The 16,949-nt window shown below is 43.7% G+C and carries 17 protein-coding genes and 1 tRNA gene; 4 read left to right on the forward strand and 14 right to left on the reverse strand.

Features of this window, described 5'->3' with window-relative positions; all coding sequences use genetic code 11:
- Nucleotides 1-85: 85 nt before the first annotated feature.
- From ACKI5J_RS04210 to ACKI5J_RS04240, 7 genes are all read right to left on the reverse strand, one after another.
- Entirely contained in the window at nt 86-949 is an 864-nt protein-coding gene (locus ACKI5J_RS04210; RefSeq protein WP_407426831.1) for a flagellar motor protein MotB, read from the reverse strand.
- A gap of 92 nt (nt 950-1,041) precedes the next feature.
- Nucleotides 1,042-1,782 carry an SGNH/GDSL hydrolase family protein gene (locus ACKI5J_RS04215; protein ID WP_407426833.1) on the reverse strand — a complete coding sequence of 247 codons (741 nt, stop codon included), beginning with the start codon at nt 1,780-1,782 and terminating at the stop codon, nt 1,042-1,044.
- A 219-nt stretch (nt 1,783-2,001) separates the two neighbouring features.
- On the reverse strand, nt 2,002-2,304 hold the full coding sequence (locus ACKI5J_RS04220) for a hypothetical protein (RefSeq protein ID WP_407426835.1): 303 nt from the start codon (nt 2,302-2,304) through the stop codon (nt 2,002-2,004).
- Nucleotides 2,305-2,466: 162 nt separating this feature from the next.
- Nucleotides 2,467-3,879: a cell envelope integrity protein CreD gene (gene creD / locus ACKI5J_RS04225; RefSeq protein ID WP_407426837.1), complete on the reverse strand. Its 1,413-nt coding sequence runs from the start codon at nt 3,877-3,879 to the stop codon at nt 2,467-2,469.
- A 50-nt stretch (nt 3,880-3,929) separates the two neighbouring features.
- On the reverse strand, nt 3,930-4,232 hold the full coding sequence (locus tag ACKI5J_RS04230; protein ID WP_407426839.1) for a winged helix-turn-helix domain-containing protein: 303 nt from the start codon (nt 4,230-4,232) through the stop codon (nt 3,930-3,932).
- Nucleotides 4,229-4,849, reverse strand: a complete 621-nt coding sequence (locus ACKI5J_RS04235; RefSeq protein WP_407426841.1) for a hypothetical protein — start codon at nt 4,847-4,849, stop codon at nt 4,229-4,231. Before ACKI5J_RS04235 ends, ACKI5J_RS04230 begins: the two co-directional genes overlap by 4 nt.
- Nucleotides 4,850-4,932: 83 nt before the next feature.
- Entirely contained in the window at nt 4,933-5,559 is a 627-nt protein-coding gene (locus tag ACKI5J_RS04240) for a hypothetical protein (RefSeq protein ID WP_407426843.1), read from the reverse strand.
- 27 nt (nt 5,560-5,586) lie between these two features.
- Between ACKI5J_RS04240 and ACKI5J_RS04245 the strand changes: the two genes are divergently transcribed.
- Entirely contained in the window at nt 5,587-6,549 is a 963-nt protein-coding gene (locus ACKI5J_RS04245) for a glycoside hydrolase family 25 protein (RefSeq protein WP_407426845.1), read from the forward strand.
- A gap of 6 nt (nt 6,550-6,555) precedes the next feature.
- Nucleotides 6,556-7,362, forward strand: a complete 807-nt coding sequence (locus ACKI5J_RS04250; RefSeq protein ID WP_407426847.1) for a cation transporter — start codon at nt 6,556-6,558, stop codon at nt 7,360-7,362.
- 156 nt (nt 7,363-7,518) lie between these two features.
- On the opposite strand, the gene ACKI5J_RS04255 is transcribed toward ACKI5J_RS04250, so the two are convergent.
- Nucleotides 7,519-8,793, reverse strand: a complete 1,275-nt coding sequence (locus ACKI5J_RS04255; protein WP_407426849.1) for an alpha/beta fold hydrolase — start codon at nt 8,791-8,793, stop codon at nt 7,519-7,521.
- A gap of 299 nt (nt 8,794-9,092) precedes the next feature.
- On the reverse strand, nt 9,093-9,434 hold the full coding sequence (locus ACKI5J_RS04260; RefSeq protein ID WP_407426851.1) for a nuclear transport factor 2 family protein: 342 nt from the start codon (nt 9,432-9,434) through the stop codon (nt 9,093-9,095).
- Between the two features lie 200 nt (nt 9,435-9,634).
- On the opposite strand from ACKI5J_RS04260, the gene ACKI5J_RS04265 reads away from it, so the two are divergent.
- Both ACKI5J_RS04265 and ACKI5J_RS04270 read left to right on the forward strand, forming a co-directional pair.
- Nucleotides 9,635-11,185 carry a GNAT family N-acetyltransferase gene (locus ACKI5J_RS04265; protein ID WP_407426853.1) on the forward strand — a complete coding sequence of 517 codons (1,551 nt, stop codon included), beginning with the start codon at nt 9,635-9,637 and terminating at the stop codon, nt 11,183-11,185.
- 358 nt (nt 11,186-11,543) lie between these two features.
- Nucleotides 11,544-12,464: a formylglycine-generating enzyme family protein gene (locus ACKI5J_RS04270; RefSeq protein WP_407426855.1), complete on the forward strand. Its 921-nt coding sequence runs from the start codon at nt 11,544-11,546 to the stop codon at nt 12,462-12,464.
- Between the two features lie 362 nt (nt 12,465-12,826).
- Here ACKI5J_RS04270 and ACKI5J_RS04275 read toward each other — a convergent pair whose 3' ends face one another.
- From ACKI5J_RS04275 to ACKI5J_RS04295, 5 genes are all read right to left on the reverse strand, one after another.
- Nucleotides 12,827-13,723, reverse strand: coding sequence for a helix-turn-helix domain-containing protein (locus tag ACKI5J_RS04275; protein ID WP_407426857.1), 897 nt, complete (start codon nt 13,721-13,723; stop codon nt 12,827-12,829).
- Nucleotides 13,724-13,792: 69 nt separating this feature from the next.
- Nucleotides 13,793-14,791, reverse strand: a complete 999-nt coding sequence (locus tag ACKI5J_RS04280; RefSeq protein WP_407426859.1) for an aldo/keto reductase — start codon at nt 14,789-14,791, stop codon at nt 13,793-13,795.
- Between the two features lie 242 nt (nt 14,792-15,033).
- Entirely contained in the window at nt 15,034-15,408 is a 375-nt protein-coding gene (locus tag ACKI5J_RS04285; RefSeq protein ID WP_407426861.1) for a nuclear transport factor 2 family protein, read from the reverse strand.
- Nucleotides 15,409-15,756: 348 nt separating this feature from the next.
- Nucleotides 15,757-15,829, reverse strand: a tRNA-Lys gene (locus ACKI5J_RS04290).
- Nucleotides 15,830-15,935: 106 nt separating this feature from the next.
- Nucleotides 15,936-16,931 carry a YhdH/YhfP family quinone oxidoreductase gene (locus ACKI5J_RS04295; protein WP_407426863.1) on the reverse strand — a complete coding sequence of 332 codons (996 nt, stop codon included), beginning with the start codon at nt 16,929-16,931 and terminating at the stop codon, nt 15,936-15,938.
- Nucleotides 16,932-16,949 lie beyond the last annotated feature (18 nt).

The following is a 16,949-nucleotide window of genomic DNA, read 5'->3' on the forward strand; positions in this document are numbered from 1 at the left end:
CTCCTTTAGCAAAATGCGCGTTTCGAGCTGAATTGGAGAGAGGAGTGGTAATCACCGGCGGAGTGGAGCTCCGCCGGTGAAGATACTATTCTGCCTGTTGATCAGGTGCTTTTCCAATCAGATCCATAAACTGATCCAGTTTAGGGGTAATGATGATTTGGGTGCGCCTGTTCTTTGCTTTTCCGTCGTTAGTGTTGTTGTCTGCGATGGGGTTGTATTCTCCGCGGCCACCGGCAGTCAGACGTTTCGGATCTACTCCGTAGTTTTTCTGTAGAGCTTGTACAACGGATGATGCTCGCAATGCACTAAGATCCCAGTTGTTGCGGATGTTGGGCTGAGAGATAGGTACATTATCGGTATTGCCTTCGATCAGAACGTCGTAGTTGCTATAGTCCTTGATGATTTTGGCGATTTTACTGAGCGTTTCACCCGCCCTGCTGGATATTTCGTAGCTTCCTGAATTATAGAGCATGTTATCAGACAAAGATATGTAAACAACGCCTTTCAGAACCTGCACGTTCACATCTTTCATCTCTTGCTGGCTTAAAGATCTGGTTAAGTTATTAGTGAGCACCAGATTTAGCGAGTCACTCTTGTTTTTGGTGTTGACGAGTTGCTGGATGTATTTATTAGAACTATTAATCTCGTCTACCAGCTTGGATATGTTTACATTTCCCTGGCTGGTGGAATTTAAGCATTTGTTAAGTGCCTCTTGCAGGGCTCTGAGGTTAGTCCTCTCGGAAGCAAGCTGTTCCTCCAGGCTCTTTACTCTGTCGCCTGCCACAGCCAGGCTTCGTTCAGTAAGCAGATACTTCTGCCGAACTTCCCTGGTATCGCTTTGCAGTTTATCGTAGCTGCTTTGCAGGCTATCGTATTTCTTGTTGCTTACGCATCCCTGAAGCACGACTGACAGCACTAGTACAGCTATAACGGATAATCGAGTTTTCATATACTTTACCTTAAAATTGTTTAACACTAGCTTATTAACTGCTTTTTAAGTCTAAATGTTTATCAGATCAAGGTACATGGCTGACAATCAGATTATAAGTTTACTGCATCTATCCACTTTCTTGCCATTAGCTCGTGGCCGGCAGGCATAGGGTGTACTCCATCCCAGATCCAGTATTCGGCAGGCGCCTTCCTGGCCGCTTCATCAAAATGAGCTTGGAAAGGGACAAAGATCGCATCGAATTCTTTCGCAAGATTCTTTGCCTCTTCCTGCCGTTTGGATATGTGGTCGTGCCATTCGTTCCAGTTGGTTTTGATCTTTCCAACTGGAAGTATAAAGGGCTCGCCGATGACGAGTTGTGTCTCCGGAAGCTTGTTTTTTGTTTCTGACAACAGTTTTCGATAGTCTGAAGTATATGAGTTGACGGAATATCCCGGTTTATTATCCATTTCGGCACTGGTGTCGTTGACTCCGACGAGGATGCTCAGCAAATCTGGTGCAAGATCCAGCGTGTCCGCTTGCCATCTGGAGGCCAGGTTCGGAACCGTGTTTCCACTGACACCCCGGTTGAAGAAATGATAGTTCATGTTTGGCTTTTCATAGCCTAAGCGGCTGGCTATGATGAAGGCATAGCCATGACCCATGACATGATTCCAGTCCAGGTTCCTGCTTCTTCCGCCGTCGGTTATTGAATCCCCCTGAAAGAGAATTTTCGCTCCTTTTGGCAGGGCGTACGTTCTGGTACTAGGATTTCCAAAAGCCGGTGCATTAATTAAAGATACGGTGCTTACTGCGACGGATGCTTTGATAAAGTTCCTTCTGTTTATGTTCATTTTTTCGCTTAGTTTCCAGGCGAATTTAACTTTCACATTTGAACCGCACAAACTTTGAAGTCTGTTTCATGTTAAGCTGTAAAATAAAAACGATATGAATGGATTTTTCAAAACACTAATAGCCGGGTATGGCGCAAAGAAATTAGGAGGTGGATGTTTATCAACCATTGCCATTTTTGTGGTGATTTACATGCTCCTTGGGCAATGTAATTGAGGTACTCAATCTGCGAGGTTAAGTTTCTTCACTGGCATGTTGTAGAAGTAAGGTGAGACAGAATCCAGCTTGGCCACCAGTATTCTCGAGTTCCCCTCCGCCTTAAGTACCGGCATTTTTGAAGGGAAAAGCGGGAGAAAGTTCTTTATTTTGGCAGTGTTGAAACGTATCTTTCCAAGTACCGAATCTGGTATGCTCTTGAATGGAAAAGGCCTTTCCAGGCCAGATATTCGGCTCTTTTGAGAATACGAATCCTTCGGACAGCAAATGAATGCCGTAAAGAAGCTGAGGTAAAAGATTATCTTCATAATTAACTGATGCAGGACGGAAAGGAATTCCATAAAGATATTAAATTCTGAACGCTGGTGGTCTTCATGTGAAGAAACTGATGAGCCTAATGTCCTTTTTTGGGAAGCTGAGAAAGGTGTTAACATCTTTCTCAGCTATCACAATACGCATCATACTTTTCCTTATTCAGACAAAGTCTGCTGATTCCAGTCCATTTTCGCTGATAAGTACATCATGACGGCGACGGTAATAAATAGCCCCACACTTCCGAAGATCAATGCTAGATCTTGCAATTGAATGATCACAAAAATGAAAATGTAAAAAGTCGTTAAAATACTCCCAAATATCAATGCGGGTTTTCTGCTGTTTAGGAGCGTCCCAATAAACATGCTGATCAGTAAGACGGTAGATGTGGATGCTAAAAGATAGGCACTATTAAATCCAATCCTTTCACTGAAAGCGAGTAGCAATGTATAATAGATGGTCATTGCAGCACCTATTAAGACATACTGTAGAATATGCACCTTCTTTTTATAAAGAAGTTCGGTAAAGAAAAGTGATAAAAACGTTAACAGAATAATTAAGAAGGAGTACTTGGCTGTTCGCATTGTCTTTTGATACTGATCGATGGGCAATAGAAACTTAACTCCAAAGAATGGTTCGTCTATTTTCTTTTCCTGAGAGACAGTTTCTGAATGTGGCGGTTCCGTGCCAGTTTCATTGCTTGTATTAAGCCTGGTGTTGTCTGCGATCCATTGTTGTGGATAAGGCCGGTTGAAGAAGGGAATTTTCCACTGGGCACTAAATGCATTGTTGTCAACTTTTTGTTTCTCAGGCAGGTATCGCCCTGTGAAACTGGGGTCAGGCCAGGAGCCCTCTATATTTACTTCAGTATTCTTTCCAAGATGTAAGAAGTTAAGCTCCGTGCTTCCCCGTAAATCCAGGACGAAGCTAAACGTTAGGGATGTCTTCTTTTCTTTGCTCAGATCAGGCACGATGATCAGGTTATTCGTGAACAGCTCAAGATTGGCGAAATCAGGTTCCACACCATATTGACGATTATCCAGCTGAATAGTAGGGTTATTCTTCAGTCCTTTTAGGTCACTTAAGCCTATGACAACTTTCGCCTTGTTCCATACTATGCCCTCGGGGTTAATGCCTGATTTTGCCAATTCAAGTGGAGAGAAGCTTCCAGATACGTTGACTTTCGCATTATATACCACTGCATCGAATATGCCGCGGTGCCTTACCTCAGGTTCAACCTTACTGCTGATACTGAGTTTTTCGGGAAGAATATACACGTTGGTTAGCATTTCTTCGTGCGAAACTTTTCCAGAAGCATCTGTGACCTGCTTGACGGTGCGGTAGGGAAGTATCATAACAGGTCCTTGAAGTAATTGGCTTGATGACCATTTGTCTGAAATATCTTTAAGCACTTCGTCATGGCGGCTTTGCCGCTCTCTGATCAGGCTCTGAATCCATTCTGAGGGAATAAGAAGCAACAGCGTAAGAAATCCGATAATGCCGAGCTTGAACAAAACTGAATCTCCGATCCAGCTTACGAGTCCACTTGTTTTTGAGAGGTTATTTTCCATGTTTAAACAATAAAGTACTTTGAGATTCAAAGTGTTTAATTAAAAAAATATTAAGTTTTCTGGTTCTTGATTAAACTTTCCAGGGCTTCTAAATGCTTCATAAAAGCTTCCCGTCCGCTCTGTGAAACAATGTACTGAGTATTTGGCTTACGGCCTATGAAGCTTTTACGCACCGTGATATAACCTTCTTTTTCAAGTGCTTTAAGATGAGAGGCAAGGTTACCATCGGTGGCAGCCAGCAGTTCCTTGAGTGAGTTGAAGTCATATGTTTCGTTAGCTACCAACACGCTCATGATCTGAAGTCTTAGCCTGTTTTCAAAGGCTTTATCAAATTGTTCCAGGGTTATCTTCACTGCTTATATTTGAAGTGCATGATGAAACCATAAAGGATATGAAGTAACCCGAATCCTATTATCCAGAAAAGCAAACCCGATCCGGGGATCCAGGCACATAGTAGTCCCAGCAATATCTCCAATACACCCAGCCATCTGACATCAGAGAATGTATAATGACTCCCGGATACCAGTGCCAGTCCGTAAAATATAAGACAAGCCGGAATGATCAGCCAATACTCTGCTCGCAGCAAAAGTAGGATGATGAAGATACCTCCGGTAATAAGAGGTAAGGCAATACTGGTAAGTAGTCGTTGGCTGGCGGGATGCCAGGATGCTTCACCCTTTTTCCTCGACTGGCGCAGGCTGAGAATAACACATGTTGATATGGACAGAAAAAGGACTGCCAGGGCAATGAGGACAAGCTGGAGCACAATGCCTGAATGGACTACATACCCGTGCGGGATATGGCCGCCAACTTCGTGCTGTTGAAAAAGTCTTTGAGCATAGAAAGCGCCAGCCAGTGCATAAACACCTGCCAGTACACCTGATAGACCGCTTAGCGAAATGAACTTTGACGACCGCTCCATAAGAGATCTTATAGAGGAGAGTTCTGAATAGATGCTTTCTTCTTTCATTAAAGTACTTTGTTATTCAAAGTAAACTAAATTAGTTCAGACATACAAGATAATATCGAAAAATACTCAAATGAAGGAGAGCGTTATTGGTCTTGGTTGAGCTTGATGGTTTTTGGGTCATACGTGAAATAGCTTTCAACAGCATCGGAGTTCATGGCATGCACTGAAAGTGCTTTAATTGTGCTCTTTACAATTTCCGCAGATATACCCCTTGATCTCGAATCAAAAAATTTGACAGTATCCCCTGTGGATCCGATGCGATATTGGGACCGAAGTTGTATATCCGGATAGGCTGCCTGGAAGCGATCGAGCGTGCTGCCTACACTCATCCCATCTGGCGTTTTAAACTTTCCGGCAGTGGTTCTGATCTGTTTAACACTCTTGACCATCATGGTACTGTCCTTGTATGATGAATATATCGAGATCTCTGTTTCTTCTTTTCCTGAAAGATTTTCATCATACCAAATACCCCAGGCTTTACCCATAGCTGCGTCTCCCGCATCCGGTTCACCCATTATGTTTGCTACCGCTGTCATGTCTTGTCCGATGAACAGATCACCAATTGATTTCCCCGGAATGATGAGTTCTGCTTGGGGTGTGTTGGATGTCGCTGCGGTATCAGGACTACTGGTTTTGGAACCGGATGAATTGGATTGGCAGGCAGATAGGGTAGCGCCAAGTATCAGGAGGGCTGTTTTTGATAGTTTCATAGTCTTACAACATCAAACTGAGATGGTATGTTTATCGGCGCAGAGCTGAAGTTATCAAACAGATTGTCGTTAAAAGTCGTCATCTTTTCTACATTTGCAGCCGTGCCACCACGATCAAATACATCGCCGAAAAAACGCTCCGTTAAGAAGGGGAGAGGAACCAGCAAGCCAAGAGGAAGAAGGAAGCAAAGAACCAGATGGCCGCTTGCTTTGAAGTTATTTATTGCCGCGATCGTGATAATTACGCTTTCTCCGCTCTATTACGGCTATGTCTTAAAAACGTTTACCTCATCGTGGCAGTGGATTAAAGATATTGGCGAAGACCCATTTTACCGCAGTTATTCCAGGTTCGGAATTAAGATTCCGAAAGGCTATGTCATACACGGTATAGATGTATCTTACGCTCAAGGGCAAATAGACTGGCATAAAGTTAGGGAGATGAAAGATGGCGATGTAGAAATTACCTTTGCTTTCATTAAGGCTACTGAAGGACTCTTAACAGTAGATCCATATTTTAAAAGAAATTGGCGTGAAGCCGCAAAAACAGGAATTATATGCGGAGCATATCATTATTTCAGGCCTAAGAAAAGCGGAACAAAGCAAGCCCGCTTTTTTCTGCAAACGGCAAGTGTAGAGCAGGGAGATCTCCCGCTTGTCGTTGACGTGGAGACGCTTGACGGGAAAGATCCGGCAGTAATGCGTAAGGAATTAAGGGCTTTTGTTGAGCATATCCAGGCAAAGACAAAAGTGAAACCGGTCATATATTCGGGATTGAGTTTTTATCACGATTACCTGCAGGGGTACTTTGACGATCACATCTTGTGGATCGCCCACTATCACAGAGAGGAGCTTCGGATTAGAAAGGGGCATACCTGGCATTTCTGGCAGCATTCTGATAGGGGTAAAGTTAGCGGGATCAATCATGCAGTGGATTTTAACGTTTTCAATGGCGACAGCTCTTCACTAAAAAAATTGCTGATAAGAAAGTAAGAACGTATGAAAAAAACAACATTTGATATACCAAAGATGGACTGCGCGGCCGAAGAGCAAATGATTAGGATGAAGTTTGATGGAGATCCTGAGATAGTGAAACTGGACTTTAACCTGGCGCAGAGGAGACTGGAAGTTTACCACAACGGAGAACCGACTGCAGTTGCAAATAGGTTAAGCGAACTGAATTTTGGCTCCAGACTCGTGGATTCGGTGCTGGTTGAAAGGTCGGATCAAGGTGACCTTCGGGCTATTAATGCAAAAAAAGAAAGGAAGATGCTCTGGGCAGTTCTTTTCATCAATGCAGGTGCATTTGTATTGGAAATGGTGACAGGTCTGGTTGCTAAGTCAATGGGTCTTGTTGCTGATAGTTTGGACATGCTGGCAGATGCCTTTGTGTATTCATTAAGCCTTTACGCGGTTGGAAAAGCAGCCGGCAGTAAGAAGAAAATCGCAGCGATAAGCGGATATATGCAGCTGTTGCTGGCTCTGGTCGGAATGATCGAAGTCTTGCGTCGCTTCATAGGACAGGAAGAAGCGCCAGACTTTGGATTTATGATTGTTATTTCAATTATTGCTCTTGCAGGAAACGCTGTTTCTCTCTACCTGATACAACGAGCGAACAGCAGAGAAGCGCATATGCAGGCAAGCTACATATTTACTTCCAATGACGTAATTGTAAATCTAGGAGTAATTCTTGCCGGAGTGCTTGTTTACTTTACAGGATCCAAAATTCCCGATCTGTTGATCGGCGCAATGGTGTTTGCGATCGTGGCAAGGGGAGCATTTCGCATCTTGAAGTTGGCTAAATAGTGCTCAATACATATTATGCATAAGTTCAAAGCAGTACTACAGATCATTGGAATTAATCCTTTAGCCCATTCAGACCCAAGGGTAAAGACAATCACTTACGTCAACCGACCTGTGCTTTTCCGTATGGGGCACCGAATTTTCAGGAAGAACCAGGGTTTATATGTTATTAATGAAGGCAGTCAACTCCGGTATGATCTTAGGATGCAAGCCCAGATCACTGTTTGAGTAAGTCGCAAAATTGAGCTGCCTGTCTGCCGGCGCCTCTTTTAATATATGGCTCATGCCCTCAATAAGCACCAGCTTGGCCTTTGGTTGAGCCCTTTTAAGCAGGGTCGCGTTTTCGACGCTTACCTGAATGTCATTCGTTCCCTGTACAATTAGCACAGGCGCCCTGAGCTTTGAGAGTTCTGACCCGGGATCGTATTGCATCCATGATCGCATGTAAGGCTGGATGGACGGCCGGAAATGTATTTCAAACCCGTTTGTTAACTTTTGGCCCAGAGGCTTCCCCGACTTGATAGTATCCAGAACTGCCACCGCCATTTTATAGTCATCAGACGAGAGAGCATCTTTGAACTGCGATTTCATGACAGCATCGGCCGGAAGGCCTAATCCTGCCAGCGATATAAAACCATCAACGTTTTCCAGCTGGCTGGCCATGATACCGACTAAAGATCCTTCACTATGGCCCGCAACGATAACTTTTGAAAAACGGGTATCGCTTTTCAGAAGCCTGATCAATGCGGCAGCGTCGGCAACCATATCATCAAAAGTGAATTCGGCCTCGGTTCGCGAACTTGTACTCTGGCCAACTCCTCGTTTATCGTACCGGAGTACCGCAATGTTTTTTGCCCTTAACGCATCGCTGATCCTGGACAAGTAGTTAGGTTTCCCGTTAATCAAAATAGAATTTCCGTTTCTGTCAGTGGGGCCTGATCCAGCAATTAACAGTACCACTGGCACCTTGCCTGATAATCTGGGAACAGAAAGGGTACCTTTCAACTCGGAAGTAGGGGTGTTCACGCTTACGGCGCTTTCATCTTCGCTAACAGTTGTTTGCTGACGTTTGTCAGCGTTTACATAAAAGCCGGCGAGCTTGTTGTTGTTATCAAAATGCAAATACAGTACCGGACCAGACTTCTCGAAGGTGCATATATAGCTCGTGATACCCCTTTCCGAGCTAAAGAATTCGCTGTTGAGTAATTTTCCAAACTGACTTTTCAGCTGGTTTATGACTGAAGGAACGTTAGCTGGCTGAATACTTTTTTTTATTTCGTCGGAGAACAGCTTATACAGGCTGTCCGCTTCGCCAGCATTGTAGCCACTCACAAATTGGTCGGCTAAATTTTTTTTGACTGCCGTATCCTGAGGAAAACCGTTCAACAGGGAAAGAGCCATTATAGCTGTAAGAAGAAGTTGCTTTATGTACATTTTGTAATGATTGTAATAGTTATAGCGTTAGTTAAAGCTTGCCATGTAAGATACCAGAAGTGTTAGTTCTCCTGTAAAGCCTGACTAGCTATTTTACTAATGTATGGGTAGGCTTATTGGACACCAGACATTAGTGAAAGCACGCTTGCATTCCGTAAAAATAGACGCGCACGACTTGGTTAAAGTATTGCAATATCAAGAAAAAACTCAGTACTGCAAACAAAGAAGTGAACTGTAAACAAGTTTACTTGAAATATTTGGCCTTTCGAAACTTTCGAAATCTCCTGAAGAGACTTCTGTTATATCACAAATGCTCTCAACTCTGCCATCTTCCCATCCCGAAATGTCCAGACATCACAATAGGAGTAATCGACCATGTTTCCCTCCTCATTTTTCAAACTGATTGTTCCTACTGCTGTTACAAAGTCTTGTTCGGCAATTAAGATTTCAACCGTGAATTTTGGAGGTTCCACATACGCCTTCGTTATATACTGCCTAACAGCTTCTTTCCCTACCAATTGCTTATCTCCAATAAACGTCCATATGGTATCATCCGAGCAAAAGGTAAGAAATTCTTCGATATCACCTCTTATAACAGCAGCGTTTGCCTGTTCTAGTATAATTTTATTGTTCGATTTCATTATTTTCTTGTTTGTGTAGAATAGAGCTGAGTGATCATTAATTAATTCTTTTTGCCTGTAATTGTTTGCCGTGATGAGGATCAGGCTGTTAGCCCTATGTCATAATTTATGCATACATTGTAGAGCATTTTCTCGCCGGAAGATGCTTTTTACACAAATCTACCTGCCTGTGGTTAAAATCCAGGAGCAGTAATAATCAAATGATGGAGAAAGAAATAAAGGGGGAAGACCTTAAAATTGAACTGCGCACGCTAACGAAAGAGGATTATCTGGGCTTGAAGTCGTCTATGATGGAAGCCTACGCCGAATGGGAAGGCGCCTCTTTCTGGGGTGAAACGCACATTAATAAACTAGTTGAAATTTTTCCTGAGGGCCAGATTTGCATATTGGTGAACGGAGCGATCGCGGGATGTGCATTGTCTTTAATTGTTAATTATGATCAGTTCGGCGATAATCATACCTATACGCAGATTACCGGAAATTATTCTTTTTCAACTCATAATCCTAAAGGAGATGTGCTGTACGGAATCGATTTCTTCGTGCATCCCGATTTCAGAGGAATGCGAATTGGAAGACGACTCTACGACGCGAGGAAAGAGATATGCGAGCGGCTTAATCTGAGGGCTGTTATAGCGGGAGGACGTATTCCTAAATATAAAGATTATGCAGACCAATTGACACCCAAGGCCTATCTTGACAAAGTGAAAGGAAAGGAAATACATGACCCTACCTTATCATTTCAATTGGCAAATGATTTCCACGTTAGAAAAATATTGAAAGGATACCTACCCGGTGACACACAATCACTGGAATATGCGTCATTGTTAGAGTGGAACAACATTTACTATAACGAAGAGGATGCAAATATCAACTCCAAGAAGTCCATCATTCGTTTAGGCCTTGTACAATGGCAGATGAGGCCGTTCCCCAATCTGGAGTCGCTATGCGAGCAGATTGAGTTCTTTGTGGACGTAGTCAGTGATTATCAAAGCGACTTCATTCTATTTCCGGAGCTATTCAATGCGCCCTTAATGACGGCATATAATCATTTGACCGGAGCGGAGGCAATGCGCGAGATTTCCAACTTCACTATACCCCTGAGGGATAAATTCATGGAGTATGCCATTAGCTACAACATCAATATTATCACCGGAAGTATGCCGTACCTGGAAGACGGCGTGTTGCAAAATGTCGGTTACCTGTGTCGCCGGGACGGCTCGTACGAGATGTACCGAAAGATCCATCTAACACCTTCGGAGCAAAGTGCATGGGGAATGGTTGGGGGAGATGCTATCGGTACTTATGATACAGATTGCGGCAAAATAGGGATCCTCATTTGCTATGACGTCGAGTTTCCTGAACTTCCGAGACTTCTTGCAGAAGATGGAATGCAGATACTATTTGTTCCCTTTATGACTGATACACAAAATGGCTACACACGCGTCAGAAGCTGTGCACAAGCTCGTGCCATAGAGAATGAATGTTATGTCGCCATTGCAGGAAGCGTGGGCAACTTACCAAAGGTTCACAACATGGATATTCAATACGCACAATCGGCAGTCTTCACCCCATCTGATTTTTCTTTCCCGAGCAACGGAATCAAAGCGGAGGCAACGCCTAATACGGAAACTACACTCATCGCTGATGTGGATGTCGACTTATTAAAGGAGTTACATAGCTTTGGTGCAGTCCGGAACCTTAAAGACAGGAGGCTGGATATTTATAAGATTGTCAGCAAGACTAAGAAATAAGTTGAACCGCCAGGTTTGACATGATTTCTGATATATATGGTAGACTACGCGTTTTATAAAGATATACATTTGACAGCTTGTTAAATTGCAATGTCCGGGTGATTTCTAAGCCACAGAAAAATTGGAAAACTGACAAAAGAAGATGAAGCATATGTCCATTTTGATACAGGATATAAAAAGTTCACAGTTATCTATCAGTATAAATCGCATTCGGCAATCAAGGTGTCTTTTTATACTTATAGCGGTAACTTCGATAGTAAGTTCATGTCAACAGAAAAGCGATAAAATAGGTTCTTCTCCGGTCAATCGAAATGTACCGACAAACGCCAAAGATAATGCTAATGCCGAGCGTCCGGGAATGGTTTGGATACCGGCAGGTGAGTTTAGGCAGGGCGGAGACAACGCACAGGCGGCCGACGATGAATATCCGAAACACAACGTGAAGCTGGACGGCTTCTGGATTGATGTAACGGAAGTGACGAATGCTCAGTTCGCTGAATTTGTAAAAGCCACTGGATATGTTACAACAGCGGAGAAAAAACCTGAATGGGATGAGATCCAAAAACAACTGCCACCCGGTACTCCGAAGCCCGATGAGAGCTTGTTCGTTGCAGCATCACTAGTGTTTAGACCAACTCCAGCCCAGGTTTCTTTGGACGACAATTCTCAATGGTGGGAGTGGAAGGAAGGTGCCAACTGGAGGCATCCAGAGGGTCCCGGAAGTGACATTAAAGGCAAAGATACCTACCCTGTCGTCCATGTGTCCTGGTTTGACGCACAAGCTTATGCGAAGTGGGCTGGCAAGCGTTTGCCAACAGAAGCGGAATGGGAATATGCCTCCCGGGGGGGACTGGACAATAACATCTATCCCTGGGGCAATGAGCCGGTTAATAGCGGCGTACCGAGGGCGAACTTCTGGCAAGGAAACTTCCCAAGTAAGAATACAGTAGCAGATAAGTTCTACTATTCGGCTCCAGTTAAATCATTTAGTCCGAATGGGTATGGTTTGTATGATATGGCAGGAAATGTCTGGGAATGGTGCGCGGATTTATACCATCATGACTATTATAAAGATGTGCGGAATGGTGCAGTGAATCCAAAAGGACCTTCAACAAGTTTTGATCCTGCAGAACCAACTGCCTCAAAACGAGTCATGAGAGGCGGATCTTATTTGTGCAATGATAGCTATTGCTCTGGATACAGGTCCGCAAGGAGGATGAGGAGTACAGAGGATAGTAGCTTTCAGCATCTAGGTTTCCGCTGTGTGAGTGACAAATAGCTTATGCCAATACCTAATATATGTTATCTTCCCCAATCAGATCGAAAACTTATATCCTAATAGTGATAGTACAAACCATAGGGGTGGCATCTTGCCAATCAGATTCTCTTACCAAGCAGGCTAGCGCTGTCCATCAGCAAGTCAACAGAGATACGGTGCAGAATCAAGATATCAAGCCTTGTTGCCAATCTAATATTCCGGATCGTTTTGGTGTACCGTCAACGATCAACATGCAAGGATCTCCATAATTCACAGCTTATGAAGAAGTCGAAATACCCTTAAGGGCTAACTTAAGGGATGCAGCTGGTTAAAGGGATTATCCAGCCTCTCCGGGGTGCAAGTCTGGTAGGATAAACTTCTCGTTAGTTAAATGTCTGCCGAAATTCAATAGGAGAAAGGCTGGTTTTTTTCTTAAAAAGCGTGCTAAACGATTGGGCGTGTTCAAATCCCAATGCATAAGCGATTTCGCTTACAGACAAATTTGTAGTCGAGAGCTTTTCTTTAGCCTTTTCGATCAACTTCTCATGTATATGCTGCTGCGTGTTTTGCCCGGTATGCATACGCAAGAGATCGCTCAGGTAGTTCGGTGACAGGTTCATAAGCTTCGCAATACGCTGTACTGTTAGCAGTTCCGGATGTGTTGTGGTATTGCTATGAAAATAATCGTTCACAAGGCGTTCAAATTTCGCAAGCAGCTGATGGTTGTGGTTATTCCGGGTGATAAACTGCCGCTCATAAAATCGATTGCAATAGTTAAGCAATAACTCGATTTGCGATAGAATGATATGCTGTGTGTGTTTATCGATATGCAGACATTCTTTATCGATTTTATTCAGGATGGTGATAAGATCACCTTCTTCTTCAGCGGAAAGATGTAGTGCCTCATTGACGGCGTAGGAGAAGTAACTATAACTGTTAATGGTTCTTGCTAACGGATGGGCCAGCAAAAAATCAGGGTGAAAGATAAGCAGGTAGCCCGATCCGCACTCTATAGTGCTTAAATCCAGATATTGAACCTGATTAGGTGCAGTAAAGCTCAGAACGCCCTTGTCGTAATCATAGTGTTGTTGACCGTATCTTATCTTACCATTCGCTTCCCTTTTTAAGGCGACACAATAAAACAGGTTGACAAAACCTTTCCATACATCATCTTCCAGGAAAATACTTTCGGCGAGATTGATTACACTTACCAGTGGATGTCTGGGTTCAGGTAACGATAGTAAGCGGTGAAATTGAGAGACAGATTTAATCGCGTTCATTATAGCAATATAAACATTTCAAGGTGTGGAATAATCGTTGCTTCGTCACAATGCAGCCATGCAGGTATGCTAATCAATAAGCCCCATGCTAAACTCGTCGTATGGATTACCTGTATCCGTACCTAATGGTACAATGCTTTCAAGTTTTGATAGATCCGCTTCGCTTAATTGAATCTCGGTAGCCGCTAGGTTTTGCTCTAGATATTTTCTGCGTTTAGTACCCGGAATCGGTAAAATGCCCTTGCTAATAATCCAGGCCAACGCTAGTTGTGAAGATGTGACGTTCCTCTCTTCGGCCATCATCTCAATTGCTTTAACTAACTCTATGTTTTTATAAAAATGAGCTTCCTGAAAACGGGGGATTGCCCGGCGGAAATCATTTTCCGGCAAGTCATCTATGGTTCGGATTTGCCCGGATAAAAAGCCGCGGCCGAGTGGAGAATAAGCAACAAAACCTATTCCAAGTTCATGCAGAGTCTGCAACACGCCACGTCCTTCGACCGTACGTTCAAATAACGAGTATTCGCTTTGTACTGCTGTAATGGGGTGGACCAAATGAGCTCTTTTTACAGTCTCAGAAGACACCTCTGATAAACCGAGATAACCCACCTTTCCTTCTTTCACCAGCTCGCTCATCGCTTCCACAGTTTCTTCGATAGGCGTGTTTTTATCAAGGCGGTGCAAATAATACAAATCGATATAGTCCGTATGGAGATTTTTCAGAGAGCGCTCCACTGCTTTTTTTACATACTTCTTTTCGCCGTTGATGGCCCAAGTAATTTTGTCGTTTTCATCTATTTCCCAACCGAATTTAGTGGCGATAATATAGCTTTGCCTTTTGCCCTTTATTGCTTTTGCGATGAGCTGCTCATTTTTAAAAGGCCCGTACAAATCGGCCGTATCTAAAAAGTTCCCGCCCAATTCAAGGGATCGGTGGATAGTGGAAATGGCTTCTTGCTCATCTGCCACTCCATACATATTCCCGTCTTCAAAACCTGTCATACCCATGCAGCCCAAGCCTATAATCGGTACAACTAACCCTTCGGTTCCCAAATTTATTTTCCTCATTACCATGCTATTAATTAGGATCTAAGTTCGCCAAGAATACGCTGTCGGCTGTATGCAAAGCCCCGAAGGTTGTTTGCAAATCAAGGATAAGATGAATTTCAATTGGTAAAAAATGCTAAACTTACATCTGATGTTGACTATACGATCCTGGTTGAGTTGGATATTAGCAGAGATGGCAGCCGGTATTACATCATAAATACGCCTGAGAACTGTAAGGGTTCAGTGAAAGGCAATTGTACGAATCAAATAGCGACTCCGCTTCCACCAACTACTTGGATGCCATTAGGGAATCTTTTCCAGAAGCGGATGTAACGATAGGTAACTTCAAAGGGAATATGATGGAATTTTCCTTTCAATTCCATTCTCAAGGTAACAACTGCCAGATCATCGATGATGTTCAAATTTTCCACCTCTGGTAACAACTCGTCAATCTTGAGTACTCCGTAGCGATAGGATCTTAGGTCAGCTTCTTTGGTTATAACATCGCCATTTGGAAGGACAAACAACAAGTCTTCATGCAATAAACGGTCCAGCGCAACGATGTCGCTTTGTATAATCGCTTCGTAAAGTTTGCTTTCCTGTTCAAGGATATCACCTTCAGTTAAAATTGTTCCCATAATTGTCTGTTCATAAACACCATAATTGTCTTAGTGGTACAAATGTAATTAAATATCGACCAGTTGGATATGCAGAAATAAGAAAACCATTTATACAATTACAGCGGTTTTGTTGGATACACCTTTGCGTTCTGGGGTTCTTCAAGGATGTCCTTTTGGGGTTAGAAGGGCAATGTTTAGTCGGTCTGGCTAAACCAATTCTGGGTCAGGGATAAGTTGCAGAGTACCCAGTAAGGTTTGTGAGTCAGGGGGATTTGAGCATTTCTTCCAAGTAAATGCCTTGCTAGGGCAGGATCCATGCCCTTGACTCTAACGCAAAAAAGCCACACATGGATGTGAGGCTTTTTGTGATCCCGCTGGGATTCGAACCCAGGACCACTACATTAAAAGTGTAATGCTCTACCAGCTGAGCTACGGAATCATTCCCTTGGTGAGGGAGTGCAAAGGTAGAAAAAAATGATAAAATTTCAACTTTTTTCCTCAAATAGCGGTAACGCTTTGATTCCTAGCGAGAAAAAATCCAGGCATCACCTCCATAAATTCACTATAACCCTTCCCGTCATTTGCCCCTTCAAAATCTGCTCAATTCGCACCGGAAGCTCCTCCAGGCCAACTTCCGTAATAAGTCGGTCGAGATTCTTTGGCTTCCATTCACCAGCGAGCGACTGCCATACATGCGGCCGTTTCTCAATAGGTAAGTTAACTGAATCAATGCCAGCCAGATGGATACCCTTGATAATAAAAGGGAAGATGGTAAGGGGCAAATCCGTTCCGTTCACCAGTCCACACGCAGTAACGATGCCACCATAGGACAAGCTTTTCAAAATAGTCGTCAAAACCGTACCGCCGACAGTATCCACAGCCGCCGCAAACCGGCTTTTCAGCATCGGCTTCCCCGAAGCGTCCTCCATTTCCGCCCGACTGATAATCTCCGAAGCCCCTATATTTCGAAGAAATGCATGAGATGACTCCTTACTGCTGATCGCCGCTACCCGATATCCAATTCGGTCTAGTATACTAATCGCTACCGAACCAACCCCGCCCGTAGCACCCGAAACGGCGATCAATCCATCCGCAGGCTTGATGCCATGTTTTAAAATCGCCTGTACAGATAAAGCCGCCGTAAACCCCGCTGTGCCATAAATCATGCTTTCCCGCAAAGTCAATCCCACCGGAAGCCGAACTATCCAGCCTGCCGGTACGCGGACGTAGCCACCAAACCCGCCACTCGTATTCATACCCAAATCAAAGCCGGTAACAATTACACTGTCACCGGCTTTCCAATCGTCAGCAGATGACTCCTCCACGATCCCCGCGACGTCTATCCCCGGCGTGTGGGGATAAATTTTACTGATAGATCTGTTCCCGCTTGCAGACATGGCATCTTTATAGTTCAAGGAAGAATAATGAACTTTAATCAGCACATCACCGTCGGGTAATTCATCGGTGTTCCTTGTAATGACAGACGTATCGAATCTGCCACCTCTATCAGCAGCCTGCAATGCCTTAAACGTATTAGCCATAAAACTCTATTTAACAAA

Source organism: Arcticibacter sp., assembly GCF_045629565.1.
GTDB lineage: Bacteria > Bacteroidota > Bacteroidia > Sphingobacteriales > Sphingobacteriaceae > Arcticibacter.

Bases quoted from the DNA above. Each gene is read 5' to 3' on its own strand.
- ACKI5J_RS04235 (WP_407426841.1), bottom strand. From the start codon at position 4,849: ATGAAAGAAGAAAGCATCTATTCAGAACTCTCCTCTATAAGATCTCTT.
- ACKI5J_RS04255 (WP_407426849.1), bottom strand. From the start codon at position 8,793: ATGTACATAAAGCAACTTCTTCTTACAGCTATAATGGCTCTTTCCCTG.
- ACKI5J_RS04215 (WP_407426833.1), bottom strand. From the start codon at position 1,782: ATGAACATAAACAGAAGGAACTTTATCAAAGCATCCGTCGCAGTAAGC.
- ACKI5J_RS04270 (WP_407426855.1), top strand. From the start codon at position 11,544: ATGGTTTGGATACCGGCAGGTGAGTTTAGGCAGGGCGGAGACAACGCA.
- ACKI5J_RS04275 (WP_407426857.1), bottom strand. From the start codon at position 13,723: ATGAACGCGATTAAATCTGTCTCTCAATTTCACCGCTTACTATCGTTA.
- ACKI5J_RS04210 (WP_407426831.1), bottom strand. From the start codon at position 949: ATGAAAACTCGATTATCCGTTATAGCTGTACTAGTGCTGTCAGTCGTG.
- ACKI5J_RS04260 (WP_407426851.1), bottom strand. From the start codon at position 9,434: ATGAAATCGAACAATAAAATTATACTAGAACAGGCAAACGCTGCTGTT.
- ACKI5J_RS04245 (WP_407426845.1), top strand. From the start codon at position 5,587: ATGTTTATCGGCGCAGAGCTGAAGTTATCAAACAGATTGTCGTTAAAA.
- ACKI5J_RS04285 (WP_407426861.1), bottom strand. From the start codon at position 15,408: ATGGGAACAATTTTAACTGAAGGTGATATCCTTGAACAGGAAAGCAAA.
- ACKI5J_RS04220 (WP_407426835.1), bottom strand. From the start codon at position 2,304: ATGAAGATAATCTTTTACCTCAGCTTCTTTACGGCATTCATTTGCTGT.
- creD (WP_407426837.1), bottom strand. From the start codon at position 3,879: ATGGAAAATAACCTCTCAAAAACAAGTGGACTCGTAAGCTGGATCGGA.
- ACKI5J_RS04240 (WP_407426843.1), bottom strand. From the start codon at position 5,559: ATGAAACTATCAAAAACAGCCCTCCTGATACTTGGCGCTACCCTATCT.
- ACKI5J_RS04265 (WP_407426853.1), top strand. From the start codon at position 9,635: ATGATGGAGAAAGAAATAAAGGGGGAAGACCTTAAAATTGAACTGCGC.
- ACKI5J_RS04250 (WP_407426847.1), top strand. From the start codon at position 6,556: ATGAAAAAAACAACATTTGATATACCAAAGATGGACTGCGCGGCCGAA.
- ACKI5J_RS04295 (WP_407426863.1), bottom strand. From the start codon at position 16,931: ATGGCTAATACGTTTAAGGCATTGCAGGCTGCTGATAGAGGTGGCAGA.
- ACKI5J_RS04280 (WP_407426859.1), bottom strand. From the start codon at position 14,791: ATGAGGAAAATAAATTTGGGAACCGAAGGGTTAGTTGTACCGATTATA.